Below are 14,394 nucleotides of genomic sequence, written 5' to 3' on the forward strand. Positions count from 1 at the left end.
CTAAGCCTGATGGTTAATGGGGTTAGCAAACTCGCCCCAAAGCTTTTCTAAATCATAAAGCTCTCGAATTTGAGGCTGCATTAGGTGAACGAGAATATCGCCTAAATCAACAAGCACCCATTCACCTGCATCTAACCCTTCCATACCGAGCAACTCAACATCTAACTCTTTTGCTGTACTTTGCACATTACGCGCTAAGGCCATGACTTGTCGTGATGAAGTACCACTAGCAATAATCATATAGTCGGTAACACTGGTTGCGGCTTTAACATCTAAAATAGTTAAATCTTGTGCTTTTAAATCTTCTAAGGCTGCGACTATTTTTTGCTTCAATTGTTCTATGTGCATTTCTACTCCGAAGAGAAAACAGCAGGTGAGTGCTTAGGTTGGTAAAGCTTCTGCTGATGAATAAAATCTAAAACCGTATCTGGCAATAAATAACGTGCTGATAAGTTGTTAGCTAAAAGTCTGCGTATGTGTGTTGCTGAAACCTCAAAGGCGCTGGGTAAGCTTAAACGTAAAATACGTCCCGCTGGACTAGCGTTTAGGTTTTCACCTGCGCTTAATTCATGTTTTTCTAAAAGCTGTAAAATTGCTTCTGCTGGTTCATGCATTTGCCCTGGACGCGCTAGCACAATTAAATGAGCTAGCTCTAATATTCGCTCATTCCGTGACCAGCTAGGTAAACCAAGAAAAGCATCCCAACCAAGAAGCATAGCTAAGGGTTGCGCTTCACCATAGTCTTGCCGCAAGCTTTCTAAAGTATCGACTGACCAAGAAGGCCCAGTTCTTTTCAGCTCTCGATCATCGCTATACAGCAAGGGTTCATGCTGAATTGCCAAATTCAACATAGCAAATCGCTGCGCTGCTGTAGCAGAAGGCTGACCACGATGCGCGGGTAGCTGGCAAGGCACTAGGTGTACTTTTTTTACTGGTAGCACTTGGGTTAACTCCAAAGCACTACGCAAATGCCCATGATGAATTGGGTCGAAAGTACCGCCAAACATTAACACTAAAGAAGGCATTTTGGCATCTTTAGCCACGTATTTGCCCATCACCTAGCACTATATATTTTTGTGAGGTCAGTCCGTTAAGCCCTACTGGGCCTCGTGCATGAATTTTATCTGTTGAAATGCCTACTTCTGCACCTAAACCGTATTCAAACCCATCTGCAAAACGTGTAGAGGCATTAACCATAACAGAGCTTGAATCTACAACAGCCATAAAGCGTCTGGCACGCGTATAGTTTTCAGTAATAATTGCATCGGTATGATGTGAACCGTAGGTATTGATATGAACCATGGCTTCATCTAAGCAGTCAACTAGCTTAACAGCCAAAATAGGGGCTAGGTATTCAGCAGTCCAGTCAGAATCTATCGCAGCCAACATGCCAGGTACTACCACTCGGCTGCGTGCGCAACCTCGCAGCTCTACACCCTTAGCTTCATAGGCTTCAGCTAAAGCAGGTAATAAACTTGCTGCTTGTGATTCATGCACTAAAAGCGTTTCCATGGTATTGCAAGTACCATAACGGTGCGTTTTAGCATTAATAGCAATAGCTAAAGCTTTTTCTCGATCAGCATAACGGTCGACATAAACGTGGCAAACACCATCTAGGTGTTTAATAACCGGTATTTTTGCATCGGCGGTTATCCGCTCTATTAACCCTTTACCACCTCTGGGTACTAGCACATCAATGTATTCACTTAGTGTAATCATTTGCGCTACCGCTTCACGGTCAATGGTTTCTACCACCTGCACCGAAGCTTCGGGTAAGCCAGCAGCTTTTAACCCCTGCATCAGACATTTAGCTATAGCTTGATTTGAGCCTATTGCTTCTGATCCACCACGTAAAATTGCTGCATTGCCTGCTTTTAAACAAAGACTAGCTGCCTCAACTGTAACATTAGGGCGTGACTCATAAATAATACCCACGACACCTAAAGGCACACGCATTTTACCTACCTGAATACCACTGGGGCGATAACTCATATCGGTTATTTCGCCAACTGGGTCAGGTAGACTTGCAACTTGGCGCAAACCTTCAATCATTGCATCTATGCGTTCATCATTTAGTTCTAAACGATCAAGTAGTGCTGCATCTAACTGGCGTGTAGCGCCAGCTTTCATGTCTTCATTGTTCGCAGCCAGCAAGGCTGCTCGCTGCTTATCTAATTCTTCAGCAGTTGCCAAGAGGGCAGCATTTTTAACTTCTGTTGCTGCTTGCGCTAGTTGACGAGAGGCTTCTCTAGCTTGCTTGCCTAAAGACTGCATATATTCAGCAATATTCATTTTTATGCTCTTTTTCTATTACCAGTTTGTTAACTTTCACACATTATACTCAAGGCTAAGAGGTTACCCTAGCCCTAGTAGTAATTCTTCCACATTCTGGTTTCCTAATAAGATAACATTGAGTTACAATAGTTCCGCCAGGGGATGGTTAGGTCAGCCGGAGAGGCATTACTTAAAGAAGTAAGACCGGGTACGCCGCGTCTCGGCGAAAGATATTTACTTAAGGTTTCACCAAGTTATGGGACTACTCGAGTCCATACGTTCGCTTGTATGGTGCCAATTTTTGGCCTGCGGCTTTTTTTTGCTGCTTTTTGGCTGGCATATTTTTCAGGGAGATGACCTAACTGCCTTGATGTACTTTAGTGGCTCTCTGGTTATAACTCTAGCGCTTTTAATTGGTCAAAACTCATCTCAGAATAACCTTCAACTGTTAAGTCGCTTGGTATTTGCAAGCTACACCTTGGTTTGTTTACTTCTACTACTCGTTGCGCCACATAAAAATAGCTACCTTCACCTAAGCTTATACCTTGCCTACCCTCTGCTAGCTTTCTACTTACTACCCTTTAGGACAGCTCTACTTTTTGTTATCGGCTTTTCTATATCTGCCAACCTTCTACTTATGCTACAGCTTGAAGGCACTTTTCGAGCCGTTTATATCATTACTTTTTGGTTAGTCACACTACTAACTAGCTTAAATCGCTTTGCCTACTTTTCACGGCAGGAAGCATTACAAAAACAGCTTAACCGTGATCCTAAAACCCAGCTAATGAACCAACAGCAACTTTTTATAGATTTACAAAAAGAACAGGAAAGAGCTCAGCGCGAAGCTACTTTTTTAGGTGTAGTTTTTATTACTAGCCTAGATAACTTTGACTCAGAAAATACTAAGGAACTAGGCTGCATCTTTGCGCCCTACGAAGGGGTTTATTCTGTTGCAGCTAATAAGCTGATAGCACTAATTCCTTTAGCAGTACCTAAAGACCTTCAAGCTCGAAAAAATAAGCTTCGCAAAGACTTGCCTCACTTAATGCTAGACTTCCAACTGACTAGCGCAGAAAAACCGCTAGCCAAAGATTTAACAGCCTTTGCAACTAAGTCTAGGCCAACAGCATGAGCAGTGAAATAAACGATAAGCTTCATAAATCCATGGCGAGCATCTACCTAGCCTTAGGTTTAGGGTTGGGTGCCTTTGCTTTGCAAGTTTATTTATCGGGTTATTATGAAGCCATTCTTTTACCTACCCTGCTAACACCTATTTTCTGTGCTCTGAGTATCTGGCGTTGGCATACAGCCAATCGCTACACTCATGACCCAGCAGCAATAACAGCCCTGTTAGCCTTGGGTTTATTTTTATTATTGCAGCCAGAAACCTCAGCGAATATTACCCAATGGCACTGGATAGCACTCAGTTACCCCTTATTAGCTTTTTACCTCTTACCTACTGCTTTTTCTTTAGCTTTTAGCCTCTTATTACTGGCTGGTTTACTCCACTTAAGACTGGATAATCACGCTTTTGAGCAGTTGTTAACTTTTTCTTGTCAGTTTTTATTGTTGATGTCGATTGCTTGTTTTTACACTATTTCTAACCGACTAAAAACCAAGCAGCTAGAACAGTTAGTAGGCATAGATAAAGTCACACATTTTTTTAATGCGCGTCATTTAAAAATAAGGCTAAATGCTGAAGTAAGCCGTGCAAGAGCCACACAAAAGCCCTTAGCTTTGCTTTTAGTTGAGTTACACCAGTATCCAGAAATACAAAAAGAATTAGGGCAATTAGTTGCCAATAATTTTATTCGTGAAGCCAGTAAAATATGCAAATTTAATTGCCGTACTGGTGATGAAGCCTACCGCTACGATGCGCAAACCCTACTACTATTAATTCCCAATACCACTATTAATGGTGCACTGGTACTTAGGTCTAGGCTTTACCAACATCTGCTGCAAGAACTGACTAATGATGTAGGCCCTCTTGATGTCAGCATTACACCCCTTGAGCTACAAATAGGAGAGCAGGTTGCTGATTTAGAAAGGCGCATTGCTAACAGTTGCTACCACTCTTTAAGTGAGCGAGTAGAAGATAATTTAAACAGCTAGCCTTTAAGACTCGCCCCATTTGGCAACCAGCTGCTGATCTAAACCTAAATGATCCATCACTCTAGCCACTACAAAATCAATTAAATCTTCAACGCTTTTAGGCTGGTGATAAAACCCTGGGCTGGCAGGCATAATCACTGCACCCATCTGCGCTAGTTTTAACATGTGTTCTAGATGAACCTGATGCAGCGGCATTTCTCGGGTAACTAAAATGAGTTGACGTTTTTCCTTTAAAGCCACATCACCAGCCCGTTCAATTAAGTTATTGCTAGCACCGGTTGCTAGGGCAGAAAGGGTGCCGCCAGAACAAGGGCAAACCACCATGCTAGAAGCTGCGCCTGAACCAGAAGCCGCTGGTGCAAACCAGTCTTCACGGCCATAGGCTTTAACTTTTCCTGCTAGGTGTGCATAACGCTCGCTGAGTTGCTCGGTTAGTTTGTCGGCATTAGCGGGTAGTTTTTCGGGTGTTTCTACTTCTATTACTAGGTGCGCAGCCTTAGAGATTAACAAATCAACAGCACAGTTTTGCGCTAACAAACACTCTAATAAGCGCAAACCGTACTGCACACCCGTTGCACCAGTAATGGCTAGAGTAACTCTTTTTTGCTGCTTGTCTGTGCTCATTCTTCTGCTGCCCTAATGGTTAATGCCTGCATTATTTCTTGGTGCAAACCGCCAAAACTACCGTTGCTCATTAAAACTACCCAATCTTTAGGTTTTACTTCGGCAAGCAAAGCGGCTTTAAGTTCGGCTAGTTCAGTAAAAGATTGGCCTACCTTTAGTTCGGCAGGTGACCAGCTCATTTTGGGCGATTGATACCAATAAACAGCATCGGCTAATTCAACACTGGCAGGTAAAGCGGCACGCAAAGTACCCAGCTGCATGGTATTGGAACGAGGTTCAATAACGGCAATTAATCGCCCTTTACAGCCTGGGCGTGCGCCTTCTAAGGTAGTGGCTATAGCGGTTGGGTGGTGGGCAAAATCATCATAAACCTGCACGTCTGCCACTTCACCTAATAATTCCATGCGGCGCTTAACACTTAAAAAGCTACCCAGTGACTCTAAGGCCTTGGCTGGCTCTACACCTACATGCCTAGCCGCAGCTAAAGCTGCTAAGGCATTATTAATATTGTGTTCACCTGTGAGTGTCCAATTAACTTCACCTAGGTACTCACCTTTTAAATAGACTTGAAAAGATGAACCAGCCGCATCTTTTTTAACTGCCTGCCAGTCCGCATTTTCACCACCTAGGGTTTCTTGTTCGCTCCAACAGCCTTTGGCAATCACCGTTTGTAATGCGCTATCAGCTTGTGGATAAATCACTCGCCCGTTGGCAGGCAATAAACGCATCACATGGTGAAACTGGGTTTGAATAGCTGCTAAGTCAGGAAAAATATCAGCATGATCAAACTCAAGGTTATTAAGCACTAGGGTACGTGGTTGGTAGTGCACAAATTTAGAACGCTTATCAAAAAAAGCCGTATCGTATTCATCGGCTTCAATAACAAAAAAATCCGTGCCGCCTAAACGTGCAGGTATGCCAAAGTTAGCCGGCACACCGCCAATTAAAAAACCTGGGTTCATACCGGCATCTTCTAATAACCAAGCTAGCATACTAGCTGTGGTGGTTTTGCCGTGTGTTCCGGCAACGGCTAACACCCAGCGCCAGCGTTCTTGGCCTTGGGCTAGTTCATCTTTGGGTGTTTTTCCACGTAGCAGATAATCATGCAGCCATTGGGGGCCGGAGGTATAAGGCAGTTTAGCTTCTAACAGGGCTTCAACACAGGGTTGACCACGGCTCATAACATTGCCAACGATTACTAAGTCTGGGTTAAAATCTTCAGGGTTATAATCAAAACCCTCGTGCAACTGAATGCCAGCCGCCTGCAACTGATCACTCATGGGCGGATAAACCTGTTGGTCTGAGCCACTCACGCTATAGCCCATTTCTCTAGCTAAAATAGCCAAAGATCCCATAAAAGTACCGCAAATACCTAAAAAGTGCAGGTGCATAATTGAGCTCGTTTTACCTAGTTATTAAAAAACTTTTAGAGTTTACCACTGCCACTATTAAAAGTGGTTCTATCAGGTGCAAGTCTTTATGCACAGACTAGTTAAATCCGTTAGAATAACACCAATTTTAAACCTTAATTATTTAAAGACCTCTGAATTGCGCTACCAACCTGCGTATTTAGTGGCTTCTTATTAACCTAGTAGGAGCTTTTCTGACAATGAGTAAGCAAAATGCTTTTTATGCCCAGTCTGGCGGTGTAACCGCTGTAATTAATGCAAGTGCCTGTGGTGTAATTCAAACTGCACGTAAGCACAGTGACTCTATTGGCACTGTTTATGCTGGTCGTAACGGTATTCTTGGCGCTTTAACAGAAGAGCTAATAGACACTTCAGCCTTATCTGACGAAACCGTTGCTGCTCTACGCCACACGCCAGGTGGTGCTTTTGGTTCTTGTCGTTATAAGCTAAAAGATGTTGATACCCACCGCGCACAATATGAGCGCTTAATTGAAGTGTTTAAAGCACACAATATTGGTTACTTCTTCTATAACGGTGGTAACGACTCCGCAGATACCTGCTTAAAAATTGCTCAACTTGCAGAATCCATTGGCTACCCTTTAAAAGCCGTCCACGTTCCTAAAACGGTTGATAACGACCTACCCATTACTGATAACTGCCCTGGCTTTGGTTCCGTTGCTAAATACATAGCGGTTTCTACTAAAGAAGCGGCTATGGATATCGAATCCATGAGCGCAACCTCTACCAAGGTTTTTATTCTTGAAGTAATGGGTCGTCATGCTGGTTGGATAGCCGGTGCAGGTGGCTTAGCTGGTGAAGGCGAAGGTTCAGCACCGCATTTAATTATCTTCCCTGAAATTCCTTTTGATCGTGGCACAGTCATGGCACGCATTGATGACTGTGTTAAAAAGTTTGGCTACTGCGTTATTGTTGTTTCTGAAGGTGCTCGTTATTCCGATGGTAGCTTCTTAGCCGATGCTGGCACAACAGATGCATTTGGTCATAAACAACTCGGTGGTGTTGCGCCTTCTTTGGCTGCCATGGTTAAAGAAGACTTAGGTTATAAATACCACTGGGCAGTTGCAGACTACTTACAACGCTCGGCACGTCACCTAGCTTCTGCAACTGACGTTGAACAAGCCTATGCTGTAGGTAAAGCAGCGGTTGAGTTTGCTCTGGCAGGTAAAACCTCGGTTATGCCAGCAATTATGCGTACCAGTGAAAGCCCTTACACTTGGGAAATTGGTGAAGCGCCTTTATCTAAAATTGCTAATGCTGAAAAGTTTATGCCGCGTGACTATATTACGCCCGATGGCTTTGGTATTAGTGATTTGGGTCGCAAATATTTCACACCACTAATTCAAGGTGAAGACTACCCTCCTTATAAAGATGGGATGCCTGTTTATGTGAAGTTGCAGCATAAGCTAGTTGAAAAAAAGCTAGGTGATTTTGAACCCTAGGTTATAGAGAAGGTAACACCTTAAGAAAAGCAAAAGGCCGCAAATATTTATTTAGCGGCCTTTTTTTATTAAGCATTTGGTTAACTAGCCTTCTAATACAACAAAGGCTAAAGCCATTTCTTTTTCATCGGTAATAGTAAGGTGAACAGTTTTTACACCCTTGGCACTGGCTAGCTCAGCAGCTTTACCAGTCAGTACCATAATAGGCTTGCCTAGTTCATCATTACTAACTTGCATGTCTTGCCAACTTAAACCACTTCGCAAACCCGTACCTAGTGCTTTAAGCAGGGCTTCTTTAGCTGCAAAACGCTTGGCTAAAAAAGCTGCTTGACTGGCTGCCTGCTGCATTGCTTCCTGCTCTTTAGTTGTAAGTAGCCGCTGCGTTATAGCAGTGGCTCGTCTTTGTAAAATTGCAGTAAAGCGTTCTATTTTGGCTAGATCGGTACCAATTCCAATAATCATTAGTCGCGAAAATTAATGTACTGAAGCGGCATATCTAACTCTGCACCACGTAACAAAGCCATTACCTGTTGCAAATCATCACGTTTTTTACCGGTGACTCTTACCTGTTCGCCTTGTATCTGGGCTTGTACTTTTATTTTGGAGTCTTTAATCATTTTAACAATTTTTTTGGCCAAGTCCGTTTCTATACCTTCACGCAACTTTACAGGCATACGTGCTTTTTTATTGGCTTCTTCTACCTTGCCTTCTTCCATACAAGCGGCATCTATACCCTTGCGTATCAATTCTGCTTGAAGTATTTCTAACAGCTGTTTTACTTGGAACTCTACTTCAGCATGTAAAATGACTTCATTGTTTCCTGTTAACTCAAAACGCGCATCAACACCTTTAAAGTCAAAGCGGTTTCCTACCAAGCGATTAGCTTGATCCACTGCGTTGGTTACTTGGTGTTTATCTAACTCAGAGACCACATCAAAGGATGGCATGACAACTCCTATAACTAAAAAATAATAATTATGCTACCTAGTATAACCCTAGTCGCATCAAAGCTGATAACTTGTTGCAGCTTAAGATGCTTGGCGGTAAGGTAGCGCCTCAAGTTTTGGAGTCGATATGGCAGAACGTAGTTGGTATGCAATTCAATGCAAGGCAAAAGAATCTTTTCGGGCCGCTGAGAATTTACATAATCAGGGTTTTGAAGTTTTTCACCCTTTTATTGAAGTTGAAAAAATACGCGCAGGCAAGTTAAAGCTAATAGAGGAACCTTTATTTCCCTATTATTTGTTTATTTATTTAAGTGATGCAACAGATAACTGGCGGCCTATACGTTCAACACGCGGGGTGCTTAAAATGCTGGCCTTTGGAAGTACACCAGTAAAAATTCCTGAAAGCCTAATTGAACAGCTAAAAAAACGCATTCAGCCCACACCTGAAAAGGTATTTAAAGCAGGCGATCAAGTATTAATAGAAGAAGGGCCTTTTAAAGGCTTGCAAGCTATTTTTGCAACCAAAAAAGGTGACGAAAGGGTAATTCTGCTGCTTAATCTACTACAAAAACAACAGCGTATAGAAATGGCTACTCGCGCTGTTCGGCCTCTTTAATTGCTAAATAAAGGGCTTGATGCGCTTTAAGTTCTAACTTAAGTGCTTTCGCCGCTTTTAAAAGCGTGCCTGTTATATAATCGATTTCTGTTTTTTTGCCCGCAGTTATATCTTGCAACATGGATGAACGATTCGCTGCGGTTGATAAAATCACCTGCTCCACTCTATTCACCAATCCACCTGTGGGCTCTTCTATTCCTAGGCGCTTAAATACTTGCAGAATTTCGGCACATAAAGCATCAACCTGTGGTTTGTTTTCTCGGCTAGCAAGCGCACCATTTTCTACACCCTTGAGCGCAGTTAAAGGGTTTATCACTGCATTAACGGCTAACTTATGCCATAAAACTGGGCGAAGGGGTTCAACAACCTCTGCGGTTAAGCCTGCTATTGTTAGGCGGCTAGCCCAACGTGCAGCAGCTTCTTTTGCTACACCACACCACCGACCAAGCTGTGTATTACCCTTGGCGGCATGAACTACACCCCCTGATTTTTCTAGGTAAGCACCTTCTGTCACACTAGCGGCTAACAAGGTTTGTTTGGGTGTTAATAAATCGGCAACCTCTGCCTGACTACCCATGCCATTTTGTAGCATTAAAATTTCTGCATCTTCAACTAGGCAGCTTTGCCAGTTTTTTAAGGCTGTAGCTGCCTGCCCTGCTTTAGTGGCTAAAATTAGCTGTTGAATTTTAATTTCACTGGTCGGTTCGCTTCTAACTCTAACAAACACCCGCTTAGCTAAAGCTGCTTCACCTTCGCGCAGTGTAACTCCTAGGTTTAAAGCTGAAGCTTGGCTAGGTTTTACTAATAAACAAACCGTTTTACCAGTGCGTGCTAGCCGAGTGGCATAAAGTAAACCTAAAGCGCCTGCGCCTAGAACATAGGTAACCTGTTCCATCTTTAACTTAACTCCTGCCTTGCTTTAATTAGTGCTCTATACCAGTCGCGCTTGGGTGCAACTACCAGTGGTGGACGTAAACTTAAAAAACTAACTGGGGTGTTTACCGTGTTGGTTTCATAATTAGATAACATTTCTAGCATCTGCGGTCTTGCACCATAGGCATCAACCAAGAAGTCACGTGCTTCTTCGGTTAAATCGACTCGGTAGTGCTTTACTAAGGCTACCGCTAGTCTTTCTGCCGCATGACTCATATCTTGTTGCACTTCACGTGCCATAGCAGAGCCTAAAGCAGCTTTTTCTGCTGCACTCATATCCGGTTCTAAACCACCTAAGTAAGAAGCATTGGTGGCATTTAGGCCTCTTTGGATAGCCGGTCGGGATAGATGAATATAAGGCTCTAAAGCAAGTGCGACTTCAACCGCTAATTGTCGAGCGCCTTCAAGTGTTAAAGGGCGTGAACGCCCATCGCGGCGAGTAAAAAAGCGCCGCCCTCGTTTTTCAAGTTGTTCACCATGTAAATATTCTACTAGGTGCTGACACACAGCGACTTTTTGTTCATCCGACAAAGACACTATACGCTCGATAATGCGCAAACCACTGCGGCCTGGCCCTAACCTTAACTGGCTTTCTTCATCACTAAACCGATCGGCTAGTTTATTCCAGTTTTTAGAAGCATCCAACAAGCCAACATGGGCTCGACCTAATTGCTGATAGCCCAAGCGTGCCGCTTTATATAGGTTTAATGATTTGGCTAATACTTCTGCTTTACTACGTAATTCTGAGGGGCTAGCTAGCTTTCCTTGATTAGAGAGTTCAACTAGTTCTAATACATCACTAGCTATTTGGTCCATGATTTCTTCAATGCCGCCAATAAGTTCATGGGCAGACGTTCCATAGGGCAGTTGTTCGTGTGTTGCTTCATCGGTTTCTACCAAAAAGCCTGCTAAAGCACGAATACGGTTACTACCACTGGCTTGAGCAATGCGGTAATGACTGCGTTTTTCTTCTAGCTGATCAATGGCTCTGGCTAGCTTCCATTTACCTGAATAGCTAAAGATCAACATAGGAATTTCACGGCCATTAATTAACTCAAAGGCCAAAATTAGCATTTCTTCGACATCCTGCAGGGTCATTAACAGCAGGTTATCTTCTTCAATTGCCGCTAGCACACGCTCGATAAAGTACTCATCACGTGGCACACCTTTTTCTAACTGGGGGGCTTCGCCGCTAAAGCGCTCTCTTAATACACTGGTTGCTTCGGGTGAAGCTTCATTTAGCCATTGTAGTGCTGTTTCTATACGTTCACGGTGTTGGCGATTTAAGTCTCTAACGCGGGAATATAAGCCAGCTCGGCGGTAGGTTTCAATACGCCCTAGAATTTTTGCTAACTCACTATCGCCTGTTAATTCTTGGGCAGCAAAGGCAACCCCATCAGGCGTTAACTCGATACGCCGCAAAAGCTGCAAGGCTGCTTCTCTCGGTCTTACTTCTTCTTCGTGGCTTTCAACAATTAAATCCCTTACCGCTAAAATAAGGTCTGCCAGCTTGTCGATAACTTCTGTTACATCCTGTTGTGCTTGTTCAGCAACATGACCGCGTGTCATGTCATAAACAACCTTGGCAAAAAAGGCAATTAAACCCGACAAAACCGTAAAGGTGAAAAAATAAAGCAGGGTTTGTACTGGCGGTACCTTGCCATAGGCTAGGTAAAAACCACCCAAGAGTCCCAACATGGTAACTGGGCCGGCAGTCCACATAATGCCTAAAATAGTGCGTGTCCAGTGTATTCTATGCACTACCTGACTAATGCGCTCTATCTGTTCATTACCTTCACGCTCAAGCGAAACCCTAGCTCTTAAATCACTAAGATCATTCTTATTGCGTGACCCAAACAGGCGTTTAATCATTAACTAACAACCTCATTTCCTTTTTCTGTATCCTTCCTAACCTTAGATGTAACAACTGGAAACCTACGCATTATTACCCACAAGAGTGGTAAACCAATTAAGGCAATAACAGCAGTTAAAACAAAAAAGAGTGTCCAGTCACCTTCTAGCTTGTCAATCATCCAGCCACTTGAGGCCGATAACCAGATTCTGGCTAAATTGCCCAAGGATGCCAAGAGTGCATATTGAGTTGCCGTGTAAGCTGAATTACATAGACTAGAAAGGTAAGCCACAAAAGCAACCGTTACTAAGCCTGTAGTGAAGTTATCACTGACGAGTGCAACAACAAAAACTAAATAAGATTGCCCAGAAGCAGCCAACCAAGCATAGGTAAGGTTAGTCGTTGCCGTGGCTAACCCAGAAATAAATAAGGCTTTAAGCATACCCACTCTGGCCACTAAAATTCCGCCCAAAAGAATACCTAGAATATTGGCTGCAAAACCATAGAGCTTAGAAACTTCGGCTATTTCTAATAAAGAAAACCCCATTTCTCTATAAAAAACACCCGACATACGTCCTAACAGTGCATCCCCTAGTTTAAATACAAAAATAAAAACCAGTATCCATAACCAGCCACGGCGCCGGGTAAATTCAACAAAGGGAGCCAATAGGCTGACATAGAGCCAACCCATAGCATTGCGAAGGTGTTTAGGTAGCTCTTTAAAACCTTCTAGCTGGGCTAGCACACGAGACTCTTCTGCCAGCGTTTCTGCTGAAATGGCTTGCTGGGGTTCAGGGCTCATTAATATTGCTAGCATACCAATAAAAATACCTGCCGCTAAAACCATATAGGCAGTATTCCAACCATAGTATTCAGCAAGAAATAATCCTCCTGCAGCACCAACCAAAGTGCCACCTAGGTGCCAACCCCAAATAGCCGCAGCTGAGCCTGCGCCGTAGAGGTGAGGCTCTAATAGCTCAATTCGGTAGGCATCTATTACGATATCTTGTGTTGCAGACATGAAAGTAACAAAGAGTACAGCAGCCGCAACCAGCAATAAGTTTTCTGCTGGATTTGTCAGGGATAATAAGAGAATAGCTAGTATTAATAGGCTTTGAGTAAACAAAGCCCAACCGCGTCGCCGCCCAAAACGCGCAGAAAGCCAGGGTATTCTTAATCTATCAACCAAGGGTGCCCAAAGAAAGTTAATAGCGTAGGGGGTAGCGGCTAAGGCAAAAAGGCCTATATCAGTACGGCTAACCCCTAAATCACGTAACCAAATAGAGAGGTTAGAAAACACTAGAGGTGCAGGTAAACCACTAGAAAAACCTAGTAGTAAAAGAGTTAACATGCGCCTATCTTGATAAGGTGCAAAGGTTTTAGCCAGCCGCTCCCTTACTGGCCTTAAACCGAGTTGAGCTAGCATGAAGCCCTAGTTGCCTGCAAGATGGCTTTCATTTCTTTAATTGCTTCGACTAGCCCTGTAAATACAGCACGGGCAATAATTGCATGACCAATATTGAGTTCATTGATACCAGGAATAGCCGCTATGGCTTGCACATTATGGTAGTGCAAACCGTGTCCAGCATTAACAATTAATCCCTTGCTAAGCGCATAGGCAGCGCCTTCTTGAATGCGCTTTAGCTCTTCTTCAACTAGTTGTGGGTCTTGAGCTTCGGCGTAAGCACCTGTATGCAACTCTATGGCAGGCGCACCCGCAGCAACGGCAGCATCTATTTGCTTAGGATCGGCATCTATAAACAGAGAAACTTCACTACCTAAGGCTGCTAAACGTTGGCAGGCAGCGGTTATTTTATCTAGCTGTCCTGCAACGTCTAAACCACCTTCGGTTGTTAGTTCTTCTCTGCGCTCAGGCACTAAGCACACATGTTCGGGCTTAATTTTTTCAGCATAACTTAGCATAAACTCAGTCACCGCCATTTCAAAGTTCATAGGGGTGTGCATTACCTGTTTTATTAGCTCGACATCGCGCTCTTGAATATGGCGACGATCTTCACGCAAGTGCAAGGTAATACCATCTGCTCCAGCTTGTTCTGCGAGTTGGGCGGCGAGTACTGGGTCGGGGTAAGTTGTACCTCTTGCTTGGCGCAAAGTAGCAATATGATCAATATTAACGCCAAGCAATAAACGCTGGTTCATTTTTAAG

15 protein-coding genes are annotated in these 14,394 nt (G+C 43.5%); 4 read left to right on the forward strand and 11 right to left on the reverse strand.

Annotation, left to right across the window (positions count from 1 at the left end):
* Genes rsfS through H571_RS0101605 form a run of 3 tightly spaced genes read right to left on the reverse strand, consistent with a single transcriptional unit; the run spans position 1 to position 2,292 of the window.
* Entirely contained in the window at positions 1-348 is a 348-nt protein-coding gene (gene rsfS, locus H571_RS0101595; RefSeq protein WP_027847771.1) for a ribosome silencing factor, read from the reverse strand.
* A 2-nt stretch (positions 349-350) separates the two neighbouring features.
* A complete protein-coding gene (gene nadD, locus H571_RS0101600) occupies positions 351-1,055 on the reverse strand; it encodes a nicotinate-nucleotide adenylyltransferase (RefSeq protein WP_027847772.1) in 705 nt (234 codons plus the stop codon).
* Positions 1,036-2,292, reverse strand: a complete 1,257-nt coding sequence (locus tag H571_RS0101605) for a glutamate-5-semialdehyde dehydrogenase (protein ID WP_027847773.1) — start codon at positions 2,290-2,292, stop codon at positions 1,036-1,038. The genes nadD and H571_RS0101605 overlap by 20 nt, the downstream gene beginning before the upstream one ends.
* A gap of 238 nt (positions 2,293-2,530) precedes the next feature.
* Here H571_RS0101605 and H571_RS0101610 point away from each other — a divergent pair, with 238 nt between their 5' ends.
* Entirely contained in the window at positions 2,531-3,406 is an 876-nt protein-coding gene (locus H571_RS0101610) for a hypothetical protein (RefSeq protein ID WP_156887822.1), read from the forward strand.
* The gene (locus H571_RS0101615; protein ID WP_027847775.1) at positions 3,403-4,386 is read left to right on the forward strand and encodes a GGDEF domain-containing protein; all 984 of its coding nucleotides are present in this window, start codon (positions 3,403-3,405) and stop codon (positions 4,384-4,386) included. Before H571_RS0101610 ends, H571_RS0101615 begins: the two co-directional genes overlap by 4 nt.
* A gap of 3 nt (positions 4,387-4,389) precedes the next feature.
* On the opposite strand, the gene H571_RS0101620 is transcribed toward H571_RS0101615, so the two are convergent.
* Complete coding sequence (locus H571_RS0101620) at positions 4,390-5,010, reverse strand: flavin prenyltransferase UbiX (protein ID WP_027847776.1); 621 nt, start codon at positions 5,008-5,010, stop codon at positions 4,390-4,392.
* Positions 5,007-6,401: a UDP-N-acetylmuramate:L-alanyl-gamma-D-glutamyl-meso-diaminopimelate ligase gene (gene mpl / locus H571_RS0101625; RefSeq protein WP_027847777.1), complete on the reverse strand. Its 1,395-nt coding sequence runs from the start codon at positions 6,399-6,401 to the stop codon at positions 5,007-5,009. Before mpl ends, H571_RS0101620 begins: the two co-directional genes overlap by 4 nt.
* A 218-nt stretch (positions 6,402-6,619) precedes the next feature.
* Between mpl and H571_RS0101630 the strand changes: the two genes are divergently transcribed.
* Positions 6,620-7,879, forward strand: a complete 1,260-nt coding sequence (locus H571_RS0101630) for a 6-phosphofructokinase (RefSeq protein ID WP_027847778.1) — start codon at positions 6,620-6,622, stop codon at positions 7,877-7,879.
* Positions 7,880-7,963: 84 nt separating this feature from the next.
* On the opposite strand, the gene H571_RS0101635 is transcribed toward H571_RS0101630, so the two are convergent.
* A complete protein-coding gene (locus tag H571_RS0101635) occupies positions 7,964-8,341 on the reverse strand; it encodes a holo-ACP synthase (protein ID WP_027847779.1) in 378 nt (125 codons plus the stop codon).
* Positions 8,341-8,826: a YajQ family cyclic di-GMP-binding protein gene (locus H571_RS0101640; protein ID WP_027847780.1), complete on the reverse strand. Its 486-nt coding sequence runs from the start codon at positions 8,824-8,826 to the stop codon at positions 8,341-8,343. Before H571_RS0101640 ends, H571_RS0101635 begins: the two co-directional genes overlap by 1 nt.
* Positions 8,827-8,953: 127 nt before the next feature.
* Here H571_RS0101640 and rfaH point away from each other — a divergent pair, with 127 nt between their 5' ends.
* The gene (gene rfaH / locus H571_RS0101645) at positions 8,954-9,442 is read left to right on the forward strand and encodes a transcription/translation regulatory transformer protein RfaH (protein WP_027847781.1); all 489 of its coding nucleotides are present in this window, start codon (positions 8,954-8,956) and stop codon (positions 9,440-9,442) included.
* On the opposite strand, the gene H571_RS13845 is transcribed toward rfaH, so the two are convergent.
* From H571_RS13845 to pdxJ, 4 genes are read right to left on the reverse strand one after another with little or no spacing between them, the layout of a single operon-like run.
* Complete coding sequence (locus H571_RS13845) at positions 9,417-10,337, reverse strand: ketopantoate reductase family protein (RefSeq protein WP_051168063.1); 921 nt, start codon at positions 10,335-10,337, stop codon at positions 9,417-9,419. The two genes, rfaH and H571_RS13845, sit on opposite strands and share 26 nt — an antisense overlap.
* A gap of 2 nt (positions 10,338-10,339) precedes the next feature.
* Positions 10,340-12,247: a hypothetical protein gene (locus H571_RS0101655; RefSeq protein WP_051168064.1), complete on the reverse strand. Its 1,908-nt coding sequence runs from the start codon at positions 12,245-12,247 to the stop codon at positions 10,340-10,342.
* On the reverse strand, positions 12,247-13,653 hold the full coding sequence (locus tag H571_RS0101660; RefSeq protein ID WP_084482588.1) for an AmpG family muropeptide MFS transporter: 1,407 nt from the start codon (positions 13,651-13,653) through the stop codon (positions 12,247-12,249). Before H571_RS0101660 ends, H571_RS0101655 begins: the two co-directional genes overlap by 1 nt.
* A complete protein-coding gene (gene pdxJ, locus H571_RS0101665) occupies positions 13,647-14,387 on the reverse strand; it encodes a pyridoxine 5'-phosphate synthase (protein ID WP_027847784.1) in 741 nt (246 codons plus the stop codon). The genes H571_RS0101660 and pdxJ overlap by 7 nt, the downstream gene beginning before the upstream one ends.
* Between the last annotated feature and the right edge of the window lie 7 nt (positions 14,388-14,394).

The organism is Marinospirillum minutulum DSM 6287 (assembly GCF_000422325.1).
Taxonomy (GTDB): Bacteria; Pseudomonadota; Gammaproteobacteria; order Pseudomonadales; family Halomonadaceae; genus Marinospirillum; species Marinospirillum minutulum.

Excerpts from the sequence above, each read along its gene's own strand:
- rsfS (WP_027847771.1), bottom strand. The coding sequence starts at position 348 with ATGCACATAGAACAATTGAAGCAAAAAATAGTCGCAGCCTTAGAAGAT.
- nadD (WP_027847772.1), bottom strand. The coding sequence starts at position 1,055 with ATGGGCAAATACGTGGCTAAAGATGCCAAAATGCCTTCTTTAGTGTTA.
- H571_RS0101605 (WP_027847773.1), bottom strand. The coding sequence starts at position 2,292 with ATGAATATTGCTGAATATATGCAGTCTTTAGGCAAGCAAGCTAGAGAA.
- H571_RS0101610 (WP_156887822.1), top strand. The coding sequence starts at position 2,531 with ATGGGACTACTCGAGTCCATACGTTCGCTTGTATGGTGCCAATTTTTG.
- H571_RS0101615 (WP_027847775.1), top strand. The coding sequence starts at position 3,403 with ATGAGCAGTGAAATAAACGATAAGCTTCATAAATCCATGGCGAGCATC.
- H571_RS0101620 (WP_027847776.1), bottom strand. The coding sequence starts at position 5,010 with ATGAGCACAGACAAGCAGCAAAAAAGAGTTACTCTAGCCATTACTGGT.
- mpl (WP_027847777.1), bottom strand. The coding sequence starts at position 6,401 with ATGCACCTGCACTTTTTAGGTATTTGCGGTACTTTTATGGGATCTTTG.
- H571_RS0101630 (WP_027847778.1), top strand. The coding sequence starts at position 6,620 with ATGAGTAAGCAAAATGCTTTTTATGCCCAGTCTGGCGGTGTAACCGCT.
- H571_RS0101635 (WP_027847779.1), bottom strand. The coding sequence starts at position 8,341 with ATGATTATTGGAATTGGTACCGATCTAGCCAAAATAGAACGCTTTACT.
- H571_RS0101640 (WP_027847780.1), bottom strand. The coding sequence starts at position 8,826 with ATGCCATCCTTTGATGTGGTCTCTGAGTTAGATAAACACCAAGTAACC.
- rfaH (WP_027847781.1), top strand. The coding sequence starts at position 8,954 with ATGGCAGAACGTAGTTGGTATGCAATTCAATGCAAGGCAAAAGAATCT.
- H571_RS13845 (WP_051168063.1), bottom strand. The coding sequence starts at position 10,337 with ATGGAACAGGTTACCTATGTTCTAGGCGCAGGCGCTTTAGGTTTACTT.
- H571_RS0101655 (WP_051168064.1), bottom strand. The coding sequence starts at position 12,247 with ATGATTAAACGCCTGTTTGGGTCACGCAATAAGAATGATCTTAGTGAT.
- H571_RS0101660 (WP_084482588.1), bottom strand. The coding sequence starts at position 13,653 with ATGCTAGCTCAACTCGGTTTAAGGCCAGTAAGGGAGCGGCTGGCTAAA.
- pdxJ (WP_027847784.1), bottom strand. The coding sequence starts at position 14,387 with ATGAACCAGCGTTTATTGCTTGGCGTTAATATTGATCATATTGCTACT.